Origin of the sequence: Pseudoalteromonas sp. SR43-5, from assembly GCF_014163835.1 — a bacterium.
GTDB classification, from domain to species: Bacteria; Pseudomonadota; Gammaproteobacteria; order Enterobacterales; family Alteromonadaceae; genus Pseudoalteromonas; species Pseudoalteromonas distincta.
Genome location: NZ_JACJEA010000023.1, coordinates 1 through 18,442 on the forward strand (window position 1 = coordinate 1; position 18,442 = coordinate 18,442).

Annotated in this window: 15 protein-coding genes and 2 pseudogenes; 9 read left to right on the forward strand and 8 right to left on the reverse strand. The window is 38.1% G+C overall.

Going from position 1 to position 18,442, the window contains the following annotated elements:
- Positions 1 to 1,531 precede the first annotated feature (1,531 nt).
- Positions 1,532 to 1,809, forward strand: a pseudogene (locus tag H5090_RS14145) (integrase core domain-containing protein); the annotation flags it as partial.
- Positions 1,810 to 2,036: 227 nt separating this feature from the next.
- Here H5090_RS14145 and H5090_RS14150 read toward each other — a convergent pair.
- Together H5090_RS14150 and H5090_RS14155 are read right to left on the reverse strand one after the other, a co-directional pair.
- Positions 2,037 to 4,904: a TonB-dependent receptor domain-containing protein gene (locus H5090_RS14150; RefSeq protein WP_182696017.1), complete on the reverse strand. Its 2,868-nt coding sequence runs from the start codon at positions 4,902 to 4,904 to the stop codon at positions 2,037 to 2,039.
- Positions 4,905 to 5,122: 218 nt separating this feature from the next.
- Positions 5,123 to 7,465, reverse strand: coding sequence for a DNA polymerase II (locus H5090_RS14155; protein ID WP_182696018.1), 2,343 nt, complete (start codon positions 7,463 to 7,465; stop codon positions 5,123 to 5,125).
- Positions 7,466 to 7,658: 193 nt separating this feature from the next.
- Here H5090_RS14155 and dinG point away from each other — a divergent pair, with 193 nt between their 5' ends.
- From dinG to H5090_RS14185, 6 genes are read left to right on the forward strand one after another with little or no spacing between them, the layout of a single operon-like run.
- Positions 7,659 to 9,734, forward strand: a complete 2,076-nt coding sequence (gene dinG / locus H5090_RS14160; RefSeq protein ID WP_039484246.1) for an ATP-dependent DNA helicase DinG — start codon at positions 7,659 to 7,661, stop codon at positions 9,732 to 9,734.
- Positions 9,734 to 10,510: a TSUP family transporter gene (locus tag H5090_RS14165; protein WP_182696019.1), complete on the forward strand. Its 777-nt coding sequence runs from the start codon at positions 9,734 to 9,736 to the stop codon at positions 10,508 to 10,510. Before dinG ends, H5090_RS14165 begins: the two co-directional genes overlap by 1 nt.
- A 1-nt stretch (position 10,511) precedes the next feature.
- Positions 10,512 to 11,120: a primosomal replication protein gene (locus tag H5090_RS14170; RefSeq protein WP_182696020.1), complete on the forward strand. Its 609-nt coding sequence runs from the start codon at positions 10,512 to 10,514 to the stop codon at positions 11,118 to 11,120.
- Positions 11,121 to 11,133: 13 nt separating this feature from the next.
- Entirely contained in the window at positions 11,134 to 12,027 is an 894-nt protein-coding gene (locus H5090_RS14175; protein ID WP_182696021.1) for a histone deacetylase, read from the forward strand.
- A gap of 51 nt (positions 12,028 to 12,078) precedes the next feature.
- Entirely contained in the window at positions 12,079 to 12,360 is a 282-nt protein-coding gene (locus tag H5090_RS14180; protein ID WP_002958257.1) for a late competence development ComFB family protein, read from the forward strand.
- Complete coding sequence (locus H5090_RS14185; protein ID WP_076914928.1) at positions 12,344 to 12,496, forward strand: DUF2496 domain-containing protein; 153 nt, start codon at positions 12,344 to 12,346, stop codon at positions 12,494 to 12,496. Before H5090_RS14180 ends, H5090_RS14185 begins: the two co-directional genes overlap by 17 nt.
- Positions 12,497 to 12,498: 2 nt before the next feature.
- Here the strand turns inward: H5090_RS14185 and H5090_RS14190 are convergent.
- Both H5090_RS14190 and H5090_RS14195 read right to left on the reverse strand, forming a co-directional pair.
- A pseudogene (locus tag H5090_RS14190) lies at positions 12,499 to 12,912 on the reverse strand (sel1 repeat family protein); the annotation flags it as partial.
- 136 nt (positions 12,913 to 13,048) lie between these two features.
- The gene (locus tag H5090_RS14195) at positions 13,049 to 13,186 is read right to left on the reverse strand and encodes a hypothetical protein (RefSeq protein WP_002958262.1); all 138 of its coding nucleotides are present in this window, start codon (positions 13,184 to 13,186) and stop codon (positions 13,049 to 13,051) included.
- Positions 13,187 to 13,288: 102 nt separating this feature from the next.
- Between H5090_RS14195 and H5090_RS14200 the strand changes: the two genes are divergently transcribed.
- On the forward strand, positions 13,289 to 14,173 hold the full coding sequence (locus tag H5090_RS14200) for a DMT family transporter (protein ID WP_182696022.1): 885 nt from the start codon (positions 13,289 to 13,291) through the stop codon (positions 14,171 to 14,173).
- A gap of 32 nt (positions 14,174 to 14,205) precedes the next feature.
- Here H5090_RS14200 and H5090_RS14205 read toward each other — a convergent pair whose 3' ends face one another.
- The 3 genes from H5090_RS14205 to H5090_RS14215 are packed head-to-tail and all read right to left on the reverse strand — an operon-like array spanning position 14,206 to position 15,972.
- The gene (locus tag H5090_RS14205; protein ID WP_182696023.1) at positions 14,206 to 14,718 is read right to left on the reverse strand and encodes a CC0125/CC1285 family lipoprotein; all 513 of its coding nucleotides are present in this window, start codon (positions 14,716 to 14,718) and stop codon (positions 14,206 to 14,208) included.
- A 25-nt stretch (positions 14,719 to 14,743) separates the two neighbouring features.
- Positions 14,744 to 15,484 (reverse strand): hypothetical protein, encoded by a 741-nt coding sequence (locus tag H5090_RS14210; RefSeq protein WP_182696024.1) that lies wholly within the window; start codon positions 15,482 to 15,484, stop codon positions 14,744 to 14,746.
- A complete protein-coding gene (locus H5090_RS14215; RefSeq protein ID WP_182696025.1) occupies positions 15,481 to 15,972 on the reverse strand; it encodes an RNA polymerase sigma factor in 492 nt (163 codons plus the stop codon). Before H5090_RS14215 ends, H5090_RS14210 begins: the two co-directional genes overlap by 4 nt.
- Before the next feature lie 130 nt (positions 15,973 to 16,102).
- Between H5090_RS14215 and H5090_RS14220 the strand changes: the two genes are divergently transcribed.
- The gene (locus H5090_RS14220; RefSeq protein ID WP_182696026.1) at positions 16,103 to 17,449 is read left to right on the forward strand and encodes a S8 family serine peptidase; all 1,347 of its coding nucleotides are present in this window, start codon (positions 16,103 to 16,105) and stop codon (positions 17,447 to 17,449) included.
- On the opposite strand, the gene H5090_RS14225 is transcribed toward H5090_RS14220, so the two are convergent.
- A complete protein-coding gene (locus tag H5090_RS14225) occupies positions 17,433 to 18,386 on the reverse strand; it encodes a hypothetical protein (protein ID WP_182696027.1) in 954 nt (317 codons plus the stop codon). The two genes, H5090_RS14220 and H5090_RS14225, sit on opposite strands and share 17 nt — an antisense overlap.
- Between the last annotated feature and the right edge of the window lie 56 nt (positions 18,387 to 18,442).

The window sequence follows — 18,442 nt, forward strand, 5'->3', positions numbered from 1 at the left end:
ATTAAAATATATAAAAACATTCATATTTAGTAGACTTATCTAAAGCTGCAGGTTTAAAAAAGTGTCTCTTTTATTTAAGGTGAAATAAAAAATAACCTTACTATCAATTAGATAACCTCACTTTCATACCTTAACAATAAGATGTATATGACTTATAGTATGCTTGTAAAATTTATTATAGGAATGGACCCAATTAATGTGTAAACATACATAATTACTTACTCCTTCCTTATTTTGCAATCTGAGTTGTAAATTTTATGTTTTTTAACTTAGATATGTGGAAAAACCTTTTGAAGTAATCACTTAAATTTTATCCTGATCTTTTTAGGATAGGCAGATTATAACCAAGCTACCTGTGTAGCTTTTATGTAAATACCTACTACTGCCTGCATTTAATTTGTTTGAAAAATTCAGTTTAGAACTATTGGTACACATGTCAGATTATAAGTTTGGTTATATTATTTTGTAATTTGGCCTACATCGTGTTTAACCTGATTTATTGAGCTAGCCAGCTGCAAATCATAAATAAACTTTCTTTGATATGTCGTAAAAATGTTCATTATCATTTTTATACTCGAAAAGAGCATAGACTGATGAGTGTTTGTTTAATGAGAGGAAATTATGAACTCAATTGTGAAGGTAGTGCTTGAACATTTGGTTATTAACTGGCCAATATTATTCCTTAATACTTGTTCTAATAATATTGAAACCATCTCTTTATTTACTAATTTGGTAACATTCATCTGAGTATCACATTAACCGGTAAATCAAAGTTAAAACATCCAAAATTATCAGATAAGCTACATGTATTTGATACGGCCTTAACTGTTAATATTGAATGTACTTAAGAAGAGTTACTCCCTATTAAGTGTAATGCGGGATACCCTCTATATTCATATTTACAGATACTTTTGCCGGGAGCCTCTACAATGATTATCGCTAGAAATAGAACAACTAAAGTTTATAATTACTCAGAATAAATAAGCTATAAATTATAAATCACGACAAACACTTAAAAAACTTATTACAATTAAAATCAACCACTTAACTGAACCAAGAGATAAATCATATATAATAATTTTGTAAAACATACGTTATTGAAATACGATAAAACACCAACTAAATACAAAGTTACCACGTTAACAACGTTTGGCAGATAGTCGAAAATCAATGAAATAATGTAGCCTGGAGGAGGGGTAAGTTTAATAGCAAATAGTTTACTTAATATAGATAACCTGTCCGTATTATTATTAGTACTAACACATCAAGATTTCAAAAATAAGTTAAAATATTGCAATTAAACTTAGTAGTAAAATTAGTTCCTATCTTGGTAAATATTTCCTCTTTTGTTAATTTCTCTCATTGCCTCTTGGTTTTTTTTGCGTCTTTCTTCTGCCAACTCTTTTGACATGCATGTACGCTTTTTAATATTACTACCTGTCACCGCTATTTTTTCGCATACCATATTTTCATTACTGCTTAGAGAGTCTTCACTCAGTGAACTACAACCAGATAGAAATAGTAAATTTGAAATGATTATCAGCTCTATTTAGCTATCAACGATATCGACCATACGAAAACTAAAGCCATATCACCGCAGACGAACGGTATCTGCGAACGCTTTCATAAAACGATATTGCAAGAGTTTTATCAGGTGACATTCCGTAAAAAACTATATAGTTCACTGGATGAATTACAGAAGGATCTAGACGAATGGATGGTTTACTAAAATAATGACTGAACTCATCAGGGGAAAATGTGCTGTGTAGAACAACATTAGAAAAATTATTAGACGGAAAATCGATTTAGGCTGAGAAAAGTTTAGCTCAAATCTAAACTGACAGTCACCGATTAATAAACGGGTAACTGTCAGATCGAGTCTGATCTAGTACATTTAATAACTGGTGAGTATCTCATTTAGAGCAAATTCGATGGGTGATTGATTTCTTATTAATCACACTAATACAGTTAATAGCTTTAAATTAAAAAACCCATAGTGAAATTCACTATGGGTTTTATTTAGCTGTAACTTAAAGTTAGAACTTCAGATTAAAGCTTACATGAACAAAGCGACCTAGCGTGTCATAAAAACCTGCAACTGTGTTTGCATTAGAAGATACAGTATTACCAACTAACGGTGGCTCTTTATCGAAGATATTATTCATACCGCCAGTAAAGGTTAAGTGCTCGTTGTATGAGTAGCTGCCAGAAACATCAATAAAGTTATATGCTTCAATACCACCATCATCAATTAACAACGTATCTGCAGTTCCTTCATAGTCTACAGTACCGTAGTAACGCCATTTAACACCTACACGCCAATCATCACGTAAGTAATTTACATTAGCTGTGTGACGCCATTTTGGAGATGCGAAACAGTCAGTACTAATAGTTCCTGAACAGTCATAAGCTAAATCCGCATCACCTAAAATAGGTTCAACTTCTTTTTGAATGCTGTAGTAACCATTAATATCAAAGTTTAATGCGCCTTCTTCTAAATCCATTTTGTAAGCTGCTGTAAAGTCAACACCTTCCCATGTTTGGCCGCCAATGTTATCGCTCAAGTTTGTAACAAAACCAGCTTGACCTAACCATAAGCTACCAGATGGGCTACGAGTAACATTGTCACAGAAGAATGCATCGCCTGTTTCAGCACAGTTATTGATAATTCTTTCTGCACCTACAACACCAATTACTTTTTCAATTTCAATCTTGAAGTAATCAATTGAGAAGTTAAATCCATCTAATGGATTTGCAACTAAACCGATAGTAATTGTATCGCCTTCTTCTGGTTCTAGTAACTGATTACCACCCGCGAACTGGTTATACTGACCCGCTGGAGACTCACCAATACCGCCGTATTGTGAAGCACTTACACCTGTATTAGCACATTGGCTAGCAGAATAAGTTGGACGGTCACCTACAGCAGCAGCATTTGGATCACCAGCACAAGGGTCATCACCACTCCACAAGCTAATGCTTTGTGCAGAAAATAACTCACCAACATTTGGTGCACGTACAACTTTTGCATAACTTGCTCTTAGTTTATATGCATCTGCAATCGTATAATCTGTACCAATTGAGTATGTAGTGTCTGAACCTGTTGTTGAATAATCAGACCAGCGAGCAGCGGCTGATACATTTAACTCGTCAAGTACAGGAATTTGCAATTCACCATAAACTTCATTTACATCAATAGCACCGTACAAACTTGGAGATGGACCACCTTGACCTAACAGTTGACCTTCTTCGTATACCGTATCTGAAACACGTTCGTAATCTTGCTCACGACGTTCAAAACCGAATACTGCAGCGATAGGAGCTGATGCAGAAGGTAGGCTCCAATCAAATTCACCGGTAACGTAACCACTGTAAATAATCTGTGTTACTAAACCGGTTTGGGTTCCAACACCAGCTAATTGTGCAGCTTGCTCTGCGGTAACACCATCTAATTCAAATACGTTATATAACAAACAACCATCTTCAGTATCACACTCTGTACCTACAGCGCCAACGCGTGGAGCAATTTTTGGCGAAAGTAAGTCATTTTTATAAACTGAGCTTGACGTTGTTGCAGAGTAGTTATAGCTAATATCGTAAGACCAGCTATCGTTAATCTCACCTTCCATACCTGTCAATATTCTGTATGACGTATGCTCAAGGTTATCCTCTCGCGGACCACCTTCAACGTTACGTTTACCAATGTATGCAACGAATTGATCATCGCTGCCTTGGCCAAATAACGTTTGTAGTTGTTCTTTTTGAAGATCAGATAATAACGGGTTGTTATAATCGAATAGAATTTCTTCGTTATAAAAAGTACCAGATTCAGCGATTTGGCCTGCTGTTCTGTTGTGCATAAATGAAAATTCTAAATATGGTCTAAAGTGTTCATTTATTTCATAATCAATAAATGTACCAAACGTAAAGCGCTCATTTGGACGTAAAAAATGGTTTACCGGTGCAAAGTTATAACGGTAGCCATCATCTTCCATAAAACCTTGGCCATTTGGGTTCAAATAACCAAAAAGATTCTGATCGTAATCAACTTCACCGTCTACAACCGGGTAAATATCAAAATGAGGATTTGGAGTAGTAGCAGAACCACTACATGACTGGCCATTGCCACCTAAAGCACACGATGAATAGTCTCGAGTACCTTGTACTAATTCGTTTTGACGGTTATAAGTAACATAACCTACGGCATGACCTTTACCACCATCAAATCCACCACCAACAGTAAAATCGATGCTATAAGCTTTACCATCGATTCCAGTATTACCTGTATCGTAGTCATAACCTTTGTCATCCATCAAACCTTGCATGTACTTGTTATCGTTGTTGTGCTGAAAGCCTGATGAGCCCACATTTAGTGAAATACCATCAAACTCATCATCCATAACAAAGTTAACAACACCAGCAACGGCATCTGCACCGTATACTGCAGCTGCGCCACCTGTTAGTACATCAACGCGTTTGATTAAAGAGGCTGGAATTTGGTTAATGTCAGCAACTTGAGAGGTAATACTACCAGCCTGCATTCTGCGACCATTTATTAACACTAGAGTTCTGTTTGAGCCTAAACCACGTAAATCAACAGTTGCAGTACCTGTTGCGCCATTAGCTAAGAATGAGCTTTGAGCGGCTTCTATTTGTGGAAGTTGGTTTAAAACATCTTCAACACGAGTAAAACCACTTAGCTTGATTTCTTCTGCAGTCATTACTGTTACAGGGCTAGATGTTTCTAAGTCAGTTCTTTTAATTCTAGAACCGGTGACTTGAATACGTTCTACTTTTTCGATTTCATCTTCAGCTGCAAAAGAGCTTGCTGAAAAAGCAGCTGTTGAGGCTGCGCTAAAAGCAAGTGCGATACGCACCGCTTTAGCTACTTGATTATTTAACATTTGATTCTCCCTGGTGTCACTACTTAATAGTAGCAATCATTATTTATTTTATTGTTACAGATTTTTAACAGTAACTAAGGCAAATAATAAACAAAAAACATTGAAAAGCCAACAAAAGTTAACAGGATTTTGCAGAAAAGAATAAATAACGCAATAAAAAGGAAGTTTAAGAAGATTTAGAAGATAAAAACACCACAGTGTTGCTATTTTGGGTATTATTAAAAAAGCTCATCCTGATAATTTAACCCAAAATAAACATTGTAGTTCGAAATAAGATCGACCATTTCAATTAGCGGTACAATCTGCTTTTCTAAATAAGTTGCATAGTCATAGCTATGAAAGCCTTGATACAGCTCTACTCCAGCGGTTGTGTAAACAAATGTAACAAGTTCACCTCTATTGACCGTAAATTCGCTATTTTTTTTCTGGTGTTTTTTAACTGCTTGAACATGGGGGGGGATATTTTTCTTATAATCGATTAAGTTTTGACCTAGTCTCTTCTTAAAAACGAGTAAATGATCAAAATCACCTTGGTATAACTTTGTTGTATAGTCTTTAACAAGGTCATTTATGCTCAATTTTCCATCAAAAAGATTAGTAAATAGTTCGAACTGGAACTGTTGAGCAAGTTTAGTCCAGTCACTTCTTACTGTTTCTAATCCTTTAAATACTAGTTTTGATTCGTTTGGTTTAATTAATTTACCGACATAGCGCTTTTTAGAGCCAACCAGCTTCCCCCTTATGGTTGGCAAAAAGAAAGGGCTATAAAGAGATTCAAATTCTATTTCTAAATGACTTGTTAAGTTGTGCGTTTGTTTAATCTCGTTAACCCAATCTGTAGTTATCTTTTTAGCTAAAAACACGCCAATCTCATTACACTCGTCGTGAGTTAAATCATCGTCCAGCTTAATAAATGTAGAATCGGTATCACCATAAATAACACTATAGCCAAGCTCTTCTATCCATTTTTTAGTTTGTAGCATTATTTCGTGCCCTCTTAATGTAATAGAGCTAGATAACCTGGGATCGTAAAACCTGCATCCTTTTGAGCCTAAAACACCATATAAGCTATTCATTATTATTTTAATTGCTTGAGAAAGCATTTGATCTTGATTGTCTTTGGCGAGCTGTCTTTGTGAGGCTAAGCTTTTAATTAATAAAGGTAAGTGATGTTTATCGCGCGAGAATAGGGCTTCATTAAAACCCTGCACACTATGGTTTGAATTTTTTAAACCTTCTATCAGTCCGAGTGGATCAATGTAGAAAGTTTGCATAATACTGGGGTACAAGCTTTTAAAATCTAAAACAATGACATTTTTATAAAGCCCAGGAATAGACTCCATTACATAACCACCAGGGCTTTCAAATGTAAGCCCATGATCGCCCATATTAGGAGCAACATAACCGCTGCGATGCAGCATTGGTAAATACATATTGATAAAAGCAGCGACAGAGCCGCCCTTTTTTTCAAGCTCTAATCCTGTGAGTTTTGTTCTTATAATAGAAAAATCGAGTAGCTTTAATTTATCAAAAATTTTATTTACCAAAATACAGTCTTGTCGATTATATTTTGCTAAAGAAAGCTTATCTTCATTAAATTGCCTAATAATTTCCTGCAGACTATTAGCCGTGTCGATTAATTTGGACTCACCCAACACTTGATTTGAAACATTAGCTAAAGAAAAACTCTCAAAGCTATATGTAGCATTTTTTAAAGTGTCTATTCCATCAACCACACATCGCCCAGGGATCGATACTCGAGTAAAGTGTCCTTTGCGAACATATAAAGGTTGATCTCCCCTACCCAGTAATAACTTAATGCCTAGTGCTTCAGCTCTTTCATGAATAACCGAAAAATCGAACTCAATTACATTCCACCCAATTATGACATCAGGATCGCTAAGCTTAATAAAATGCTCTACCCCCCTTAACAGCTCAGCCTCATCTACACACCAAATAATATCAAACTCAAGGTTTTCAGTTTCCCTATCTGGTTCGCCAATCATTAAAACACAGTCTAGATTGCAGCCCACAAGTCCAACAGAAAACAAAACGCCACTTTCGTTACATTCAATGTCTAAAGAGAGCTTATTAAGGGCTGGGGAATACTCGTCATTTGCTTTTAATTTTGCCTCTGTTACTAATGTATAACCATTTTGATAAAAAACATTACCCGTTATCCAAGCTCCTCCTTTTATAAAGCGCTCCATTAAATAACGCTCTATTGGTCGAATATCTTCTTCAAATAATACAACTCCACGTTGCTTTAAAGCTTTAGCAGCAGAATAAAAATATTTTAGTGAGTTGAAATAACAAGCCGACATTTCTTCTTGCTGAAAGTTTTTTAGTCTAAGACTTTTAACAATAAAGGTAAGTGATTCAGCGGCTAATATTTTATGCGCTATTTCAGCATCTTTGCTTTTAATAAAAAACAGCGCATTCTCGTTAGCTGATACTGTTTTTATAGGCCCTTTGTCACTGCAAAACCATGCTTCGTAGCATATGCCGCTTGCAGTATCATACGCATGAGAAGAAACAATAAAACCGTCTGTTAAGTACACTATTACTAAACCTTATACATATATATGTAAGTTTTTACTTAATTCAAAATGCTTTAAAGCCATACATCCAACCCAAATAAACACTCAGATACTTTATTTGCTAAATTAATCTCATCACTTCTTGTAGTTACACTCTTATAACTCTAAAATCCATAGCACTGTAATTATATACATACTTTAGGTAAATCATCCCATGCTTTCTGACTCACTAAAAAAAACAATTAGGCAAGTACACCAGCATGTGGCTAGTAACCTAAAAGATTATCGCCCTCGTAGCAGTCAAAATTATCTTGTAGCCGAAATAGCAAAAACACTTGCTGGCGAATACCATAAAAAGCAGCGCATTTGCGTAATTGAAGCAGGCACCGGTACCGGTAAGTCTCTTGCCTATTGTTTAGGCGCGTTGCCTCTTGCCTTAGCGCAAAAAAAGAAGCTAGTTATTTCTACCGCAACCGTTGCACTGCAAGAACAATTAATAGCAAAAGAGCTACCATTTTTTAAAAAGCATTCAGGCCTCGACTTTAAATTTGATTTGGTAAAAGGTCGCCATCGTTATATTTGCGCTCACAAATTACATAATGCTGTAAACGGCGATAGCCAAACACAAATGGACTTTATGCCAACACTTACTTCACCATTGAGCGCAATGGAAACCAAGTGTTTAAATGAGCTATATAACGCCTATGTGAATAAAAAATGGCAAGGCGATAGAGACAGTTGGGCCGATACCGTACCCGACAGAGTATGGAACTTAATAGCGTGCGATAAACATTCATGCCAACGCCAAATGAAGGCCCATCAAACATGTCCGTTTCAGCTTGCTCGTAATCAATTAATGCAAATGGACGTACTGGTAATTAATCACTCTTTATTACTTGCCGATTTAGACCTAGGCGGTGGTAAAATTTTACCAGAGCCCGACAACACCATTTATGTAATTGATGAAGCGCACCATTTAGCACATATAACACGCGATTTTTCATCGGCCGCAGCAACAATTAAAGGCACAATAGAATGGCTTGATAAGCTCACCAAGTTTAGCGGGAAAATGGCGAAGGTTTTAGTAGGGCAAAGAGCCATTGGCCAAAACTTTAAACTTTGCGACAGCATTAATGACGCGAATAAAGATTTAAAAGTAGTTCGCGATATCCTTGATAATGCCGACTTTGAATATTCGAAAGACGATACTTATCGCTTTGAGCACGGTGAAATTCCACAATCGCTGCACAGTAAAGCAAAAGACATAAGCGAAGCCACGCAAGATGCGCTGCGCTGTTTAAACAAAATGCACGACACCCTTACCCAAGATGTAAGCGACGGCGACATAAAACCTTACGTTGCCGACCCAATACTAGGCGAAAGCGGTCAATACATAAACCGCTTAGAGCAACTAAACAAACTATGGTTTAGTTACGCAAAAAAAGGCGAAGGTGCTCCCCATGCACGGTGGATAAAACGTCTTGAATATAAAAGCCATCACGACCACTTATTAAGCGACTGCCCTATCGAGGTCGGTTATTACCTAAAAGATAAATTGTGGCGAGAATGCGCGGGCGCTGTTTTGTGCTCTGCGACATTAAGTGCACTGGGCTCGTTTGATCACTTTGCTTACGAAACAGGACTTGCTAAAGAAGAAGGCGTTAAATTTATTAAAGTACCTTCTCCTTTTGATTACCCAAAACAAGCCACTTTACGTATTCCGGTATCTAAAGTAGAACCTACCGATAAAGACTTTAGTGATCACCTAGCTAAAACTTTACCAGAGTACCTAAATGATAAAAAAGCGAACCTTGTACTATTCGCTTCTTACTGGCAAATGGACCACGTAACAAAGTTTCTTAGAACAAAAGGTTTTAACTTATTAGTACAAGGTGAGATGTCGCGAGAAGCATTGCTTAAATTACACACTAAAAATGTAGACGAAGGCAAAGGCAGTATTTTATTTGGAACCCAGAGCCTTTCGGAAGGTCTTGATTTACCAGGTAAATATTTAGAGAACCTAATAATTACTAAAATTCCGTTTGCTGTACCTACTTCGCCAATAGAAGAAGCGCAAGCAGAATTTGTACAAAGCAAAGGTGGTAACCCGTTTTTAACGATTACCGTGCCAGATGCCGCAAAGAAATTGGTACAAAGCTGTGGTAGACTGCTGCGAAAAGAGAGTGATGAAGGCTGTATTACTATTCTCGATAGGCGCTTAGTTACTAAGCGATACGGTAAAGCCATGCTCGACACCCTACCACCTTTTAAAAGACAAATAGATTATTAATGTTTGAACTCGCACTCGATCCAACAACCTGGGCTGTTTTATGTGCTGTTGCACTTGCCGCAGGTTTTATAGACGCTATCGCCGGTGGCGGTGGCATGTTAACTGTACCCGCTTTATTAACTGCTGGCTTACCTCCACATTTAACATTAGGCACCAATAAATTAGCGGCTAGCTTTGGCTCGTTAACGGCAAGCTATACATACTATAAAAAGAACTTATTTAGTCCTAAGTTTTGGGCAGCCTCCATTATTGCAACCGCAATAGGTGCATTGATAGGTACTATTATTGTTGATCATTTAAGTATCGATTTTTTAAACAAACTACTCCCCATTATTATTATTTTAGTTGCTGGCTATAGCTTATTTGGTAATTTAAGCACCACCGAAGGCGATGAACTTCCTAAACTAAACAAAGCGATGAAAATAAAACAATGGCTACAAGGTTTAGCATTAGGCTTTTTTGATGGTTTAGCAGGCCCAGGTACGGGTACATTTTGGACTGCTTCTAATGGCATGCTTTACAAAATGAACCTGCTACTCAACTGTGGTTTAGCGCGTTCAATGAATTTTGTGTCTAACTTTATATCTTTAATTACCTTTGTTGCACTCGGCCATGTAAACTTTTTACTTGGCATAACAATGGGCTTTTTTATTATGCTAGGCGCATGGTTTGGGGCGCATTCAGCAATACGTTTTGGTAGCAAATTTATTCGCCCAGTATTTAATACTATGGTTATACTTTTAGCATTAAAACTAATTTACGAGGCTTACTTTTAATATGCATTCAATGGCTTTAGATAAACTACGCCAACAAGTTGCAACGCTAAAACAACAAGCTGAGCAATTTGATAAAGCTAAACTTTTTTCTAAAAATCGTTACATGCAAGCACAACCTAGCTTGTTTGACCGCGCAGTTTTTAGTACCAAAAGCATGAACCTAGCCGATTACGTAATAGAAATAGAAGACGAAGTTTCAAGGTTACCGCCAAGCGAGCATCGCCATGCTTATACCTACGCGCTTGAACGTATTGCAGCTCAAATACAAGCTGTATTCAATGTTATTAAATCAACGCCTATTTGGGTTAAAGAAAACAAAAGCCATTATAAACCACGCCCTAAGCAAACCGTTTATAAGCAAGCTGTGCAAAAAATAATGCAATCATCCCATGAGCTTTACGACGAATTAAAACAAAACCATGAGTTTGAACGCCGTTTAGTGCTCATGATTGAAGAGCGAAAAATGCAAATGGATAAAGCCTCGCCTGCTAAAGCACAAAAGCTTAACCTTGAAATATTAAGCACACACGCTCGATTAGGCCGCTGCAGAAAAGCAATTTCTGCCACCGAAGATAAAATTCAACAAGTAGAAAAACAGCAGCTGCGTTAAGGCGCACTTTACTATGCAGCTTTATTATCATCCATTGTATTCAGACCTTATACTCCCAGAACGTCATCGATTCCCTATTCAAAAGTATAAGTTACTTAAAACAGAAATAGAAAACCTAGGTGTTTCGGCTATTCACTTTCAAGAGCCTAAAAAAGCAACCAAATCTCAACTTTCGCTATGTCATAGCCAACGTTATATAGATGACTTTTTAAATGGGACTCTTAGCAATAAAGCCATAAAAAAAATGGGCTTTCCTTATTCAAATGAATTGGTAGAGCGCACATTACTATCAGTTGGGGCAAGTATCCAAAGTAGTGAACACGCGCTAAAACATGGTTTTTCGGCTAATTTAAGTGGTGGCTATCATCATGCATACAGTGATTACGGCAGCGGTTTTTGTATTTTTAACGATCTAGCTATTGCAGCAGCACATTTAATAAATACAGAGCAAGCCGACACTGTTTTAATTTTTGATTGCGACGTACACCAAGGCGATGGCACAGCACAAATCACTCAAAACCATGACCAAATTATTACCTGCTCAATTCATTGTGAACAAAATTTTCCTCGTAATAAGCAAGAGTCCACCTACGATTTTGCATTGCCCGCTAAAACAACCGACGTTGAGTACCTTGCTACATTAGAGCAAGCACTCGATTTTTGCGTGCGTATTCATAACCCCGATATTATTTTGTATAATGCAGGTGCTGATATTTACACAAAAGACGAGTTAGGCTTGTTTGAAGTATCACTAGATGGCGTATATAAACGCGACTTTTTTACTCTCAACTTTTGTAAGCAACACCAAATCCCACTAATGTGCGGCCTAGGCGGAGGTTATCAGCGTAATTTGAGTTCACTAATTAATGTTCATAAACAACTATTTAAAGCCGCTATCGATTTATAGCAAGCCATAGTATAGACTCAGTTAAACGGATTATTTTAAAGCGGTGGGAATATGCGATTACACGAAGACATACACAACTATTACGAAAAGATTGTAGTCGAGGAAGTTATCAAACTTAAACTTGATGAAAAATATGATGAAGATGTAATGGCTGACTTTTGTTGTACGGTACTAAATCAGCTCCCGCCACGATATATTCGCTACGATGTAGATATGGCGTTTTATTTACCGCAATCAGAACGCATACATATGGAACAACGTGTACAAACAGCAATAAATGTTGCCATTAGCCAAATATCAAAAAAGAAAGAGTTAAATGACAAGTCCACTTGATCAAGCCCCTACACATATGAAACTTGCAGTAGATTTAATTATGATACTAGAGCAACACGATGTTGCTCCAGAAGAAGTACTTAAAGCACTTGAAATAGTTAAAAGCGACTTTGAAAAGAAGCTAGAAAAGTCATAACTCTATTCTATTATTTGTATGTCGTGCTCGGTAACGCTACCTTCGTGCTTAGTACAATCAATTTTAACTTCACCAAATGTACGCCTAGGCGAAGCTGAACGCCGACAGGTCATATTTTGTGCTTTAACGCCAAATTGCGTTATATACAACTCAACTGTTTCGTCTATTTGTTGTTTTTGCTGCGTAGTCGCTGCACTGTAAAATGCATCGTATTGCGCAGACCAATTCTCAACCCCCGCTTCTTTTGCAACACCTAGCCAGCCCATTCCGAGTTTAGTAGATTGCTCCAAGTATTGGCCTTTTAAAAACATGAATGCCAACGTATATTGTGCACTTTTATAGCCAAGTGCTGCCGGCTCTTTTAAATCATAAAAAGCTTGCTCGTACAGCCCCTTTTTATACGCTTTATACCAATTCGCTTAATTAAGTAATCTATTTTGAGGATGGAGAAACTTGTTGATAGCTAGGCAAAAAATTCGCTATTTAGTTGTTCTAAATGAAAATTTTTTAACGCAGGTAGCGACACGTTTAGCCCCGCAAAATGATTAAGTATTATTGCGGATTGGTATTAATACCATTGTATTCTTTTTTCTTCATTGTATTGTCGCTGTATAGGCTAACAGGGGTCGACCCACACCCACCTAATAAACCTACAGCCAAAATTGCTGCAACCGATATACATTTAGCCATAACTAGTCCTTTATTATTTCTATATGCGAGTACCGAATCTGGCTTACACTCTTTGCAAAGCCTGCTATTGTGTAATCCTGTTTGTATAATTAAAATACTATCATGGGCTTAGCAAGTTTACTTCGGTTATTTTTTCTGGCTGCAATTTGGGGCGCGTCATTTTTATTTATGCGAATGGCAGCTAACAGCTTAGGCCCAGCGGTGTTAATAGAATTTAGAGTTGGCTTTGCCGCACTCACCCTCTTTATTGTGGCGCTGTACTTAAAACGCCGCTTGGCGTTTACTGAGCACACAAAACACTTTTTTATAATAGGCGCGTTTAACTCTGCTCTGCCGTTTTTATTTTTTGCTTACGCAGCCCAAACTATTAGCGCATCCACACTCTCAATTTTAAATTCTACAACACCAATATGGGGTGTTGTTGTTGGAATTTTATGGACAAAAACAAAGCCCAATAAAAGTATGGTGATTGGTTTACTACTGGGTTTAATTGGCGTAGTTATTTTGGTTGGGCAAAATCATTTTGTGTTAAATAGCCAATCAATTTTAGCCATAGTAGCAGCATTAAGCGCATCACTTTGCTATGCCATTGCATCGCATTACACTAAAAACGCGCCTAAACTGCCCCCATTCGATAACGCCCATGGCTCAATGTGGGCTTCAAGCTTTATGGTATTACCGCTTATCTTATTTATGCCAATACGAGAAATACCAAGCACCAACGTTATGCTAGGTGTACTCGTATTAGGAGTAATGTGCACCGCACTTGCTTATATTTTATTTTTTAAATTAATCGAAGATATAGGCCCTACCTCGGCGTTAACAGTCACTTTTTTAATTCCGCTATTTGGCATTTTTTGGGGGCATTTAATTTTAGATGAGCAAGTTGGGCCAAATACATTATTAGGCGCATTATTTGTCATTGTGGGCACTATGCTGGTTACTGGATTTTTACCACGAAAAAAGCACTTAGCTAAAACAAGCTAAGTGCTTATATCAAGCACTTTTACCAAAAAAGCTTACTTTTTCGCCTTTTTGCTTAAGTTTTCAATTAAGTCTTGGGCGCTAAAACTATTGTCGCTTGGTTTTATCCCTTTGCCCATTTTAATATCAATTAAGGTGTGCACTTCTTTGCGTTTATCATTGTTACTTACCTGTACGCCTACGCTGCTTGTTGGGCGTGCACGAGTTTCGCAGGTTAATAAACCACAGTTTCGCTCATATTGCTGGCTTTGTGATGCACTAATAGATGACGCGGGAGCTTGCGATTTAGACTCAACAAAGGTTTCTTTGTTGGTTACAACAAACCAGTCGTAGCCTTGTGCTTGTGTAAGCTCAGCCGCGCGCAATAATGCATAGTCACCGGCATCGGCTACATTATTTGATACGCTTTTAAACTCTACTCGGTATTGATCGTCGCTAATTTTTTGCTCGCTGTAACCTTGTGAGCCATTATTTGCGGCGCGATAATCAGGTTTAGATGCACAGCCCGCCATAAGTAAAATACTGATAATTAAAATAGATGTTTTCATAGTTCACCTCGTTTTATACACATTATTATTTGTTTAACTGCCACTTTGCGCTAATTGCTTGCTGCTCTTGCGCTCTATCGAGTGGTGCGCCGCTGATCATGCTATCTATAACAGCATCTAAGTCACTGTTATTAGACGCCGTTTGATATTGCGCGCCACTGTTACTTTGCTGCACGGCTGTTTGCGCTTTAATTTGCCAACCGCTTTGCGTTTTACAAGCAATGCTTGTTTGCGTTGTATTATTTGAGCTTAGTGCATACTGCCTACAAAGCTCACCTTGCTGATTTTTAAAACTTAGCTGTGCGCTAAATACTGAGCCATCACTTTGCTCAAACACACCACTACTTAGCTGCGTATTAAGGGCTGAAGCTGTATTGCTGGCTACTAAGTTTTGCGCCTCACTGGGTTGTAAATAGCTCGTCATTGCAACACCAAATACCACGGCAACGCTTGCAGCTATTGCTAAACTTTTATTAGCCGATTGCTTAACCTTTTGCCAAGGCGTTAAGGTTACTACATTACTGTTTAACGTGTTTTTTGTCGTTGCTGTATCAAGCTTTACAACCGTTTTAGCTAATGAGTCACTAAGTGGTGCGTCGTCAATACTTGCTGCGTGCTCTTTTACTAACATGTCTACTTCGCTTAGCTCTGCAAGTCGCATTACTAGCTCATCATCGGTTTCAAGGGCTTTACGCACTTGCTCCATTTCGTGCTCGCTTAGTTCTGAGTCTAAAAAGGCGCTAAGTGTTTCGTCGTTAATGTTCATACTTGCTCCTTTTTAAAGTCGGGTTTTATTAAATTATAAAGTGTACTGCGTGCGCGCGATAATTTACTCATTACACTGCCTATAGGTATATCGAGTGTATGTGCTACCTCTTTATAAGCCATGCCCTGCACTGCCACCAGCGATACTATGGCGCGTTGCTCTTCGGGTAATTGCCCAAGTGCTGTATTTACATTTTTAAGCATTTGTTTGTTTTCGAGTGTTTGGTGCTCATTACTTGATATTGGCTCTGGTAAAATATCGGCATGAGCCGTATTTTGCCTTACCTTGCGTGAGCGGTATTCGTCTATCCACACATTACGGCAAATTTTAAATGCCCATTTAGCAGGCTCAACGTCATCCGGAATGCCTTTTACTAATAGTTTTTCAATAGTTATTTGCACTACATCGTCTGCATCTGCTTTACTACCCGTTAGCGAATAGGCAAAACGCCTAAGTATGGGCAATAAGGTTTTTATAGTTTCGTTCATTAATTTTTACCCCTTTTATAAAGAAGACGATTCAAAAAAACATTTATTCCCAAATAATTTAAATAATGAAATATTTCTATGTGTTAAACGTTAACTAACCAGTATGATAAATTTAATAGAGTAACCCACTATGAATATTAAAAACACACGCGTTAAACACATAATAGCCGCTTCGTTTTGTATATTTAGCGCAACGAGTTCAGCCAATATAGTAAGAGTCGATCAGGTGCTTGGGCAGCTAAACCCAATAGAGCAGCGTATTGAGCAAACTATAGAGCGTGCACAACGCCTTCCGCTTCCGGTGCCTGTACCACAAGTTTCGATTGATGAACTAAAAGCGCAAATTAGTGAGCCAATTAGCAGCTTACCCAATGTGCTTAACATTAATATAAATAGCCAAAACACTGCATTTGTTGAAGTAGAGCTAGAAAACGGCTTTAGAGCAATAGAGCGCCAATGGTTATTAATGGCAAATAGCCAACAACTTAATACCCTAAAGCAGCAAAATGTAACCATTGTATCAGTAAAAAATTACAACGCACTTAACATGAGCTTAGTGCGCTTTAACGCCCCCCAAGGTATTAATTCTAAGAGTGAGTTATTAAAAGCGCTTAACTTAGATGAGTCTGCAATACTTGACCGAAACCACATTTACCAAGCGCAAACAGACGAGCCCGCTGTAAAAGTAACGCAAAATGAGTCTATTGCGCCCTACTGCACACAAAGCGTAAAAATTGGCATGATCGACAGCGCCATTAATACCAAACACAGTGCTTTTAAAGGCGCGAATATCACCACGCAAAGCTTTTTACCTAAAGGGTTAAGCTCGCCAAATTTACACGGCACCGCCATAGCGGGGTTAATTACAGGTAAAGGAGCATCGCTCAGCCCGCTTTTAGGCAATGCCACACTTTACAGTGCCGAGGTGTTTTATAGGCAATCTGAATATGCACAAGGGGCTACATTATTTGCCATAGTAGAAGCACTTAACTGGCTAGTTAGTAATAAAATGCCCGTAATAAATATGAGCCTAACGGGGCCAAATAACGCAGTTTTAGAAGCAAGTATTACTGCTGCAATAAAACAAAACGTATTAATTGTAGCCGCTGCGGGTAACCAAGGGCCGGCGTCGCAGCCGTTATACCCAGGTGCATATAAAAGCGTGATAGCGGTAAGTGCTATTGATTCAAAAAACCAAATTTATAGATGGTCAAATAAAGGCGATTACATAGACTTTACAGCCTTTGGTGTAAATGTTGTTACAAGCCAAGGTAATGGGAAATTTGGGAGAGAGTCGGGTACGTCAATGGCGGCGCCGCATGTAAGCGCGGCATTAAGTTGTTTATTGTTAAAGCATGGTAATAATAAAACTAAAGCACTTAACGAGCTTACTTCGCTGGCCGTCGATTTAGGCGAGCAAGGCAAAGACACCACCTTTGGTTATGGCGCCATTTACCCACCTAAAAGTGCACTTTAACTGACGCCGATAAAACCGATTGCGTATAGGTATTACTACTAAGCTTTGATTGATAATCGCCATATTCAGCCTCGGCTATTAGTGTTACGTGATCAAACACAGCTAGGTTATAAAACGCATTGACTACATTTCGGTGCTCATCTCGCGACGGTATTTGCTCAAAAAAATCATCCGTTTTTTGCTCATCGTAATCTTTTTTTTGATAACGCCAGCCAGCCCCTACTTTGTTAGCCACATTAAAGGCCGTAAATTTGTGGGTAACTTTAGCAGTAAAGCCGAAGCCGTTAAAGTCGTATTGGTTGTCGTCGGCGTTTTCTTTATCGGCACTTAGCGCTGCCATTAGCATGGTTTGGCCATTATTTAAAAAATGATACAGCGCTACATCGCCGCCTACGCCGTCGGCATTACGTGCTTTTGCAGTAGCGAAACGTTTAGCTTTGGTTTTTATGCTCATACGTAAATACGTATACGGGTTTAAAAAATGGCCATAGTAAGCACTAGCTTGATTAAAATGTAAAAATGTATCGCCATCTACATTTGCTTTTGCACCATCGTAACGAACTCCTACCTCATGGCTATTAAAGCTATAACTGCCATCTAAACCATATTGATGAAGGTCTAAATCGTATTGATCAAATTCATCGTAGTCTTGTTGCTCAAACTTATAGCTTGAGGTTAATTTAGCGCCTTTGGTTAATTGCCATTTTGCATTAACACCTGCTGCGGTTTTTATGCCGCTGTCGCTTTGTGACGAAATATCGTCAAGCTCCTGAACAGAGAGCGCCGAGTTACTTAATACCCCAACTTCTGCATCTGCATTTAGCTCAAAGCTACTTTTAAAGGGTTTATTTTGCTCAGGTGTTTTAACGTGGTTGGTTTGTGCAAGCACCGCTTGGGCACTAAAAACACACAATGTGGCGGTTATAACTGCTTTCATATTTATTCTCCAACAGGCCGAATAGGTTTCCCTATTCGGCATTTGTGCAAACACGC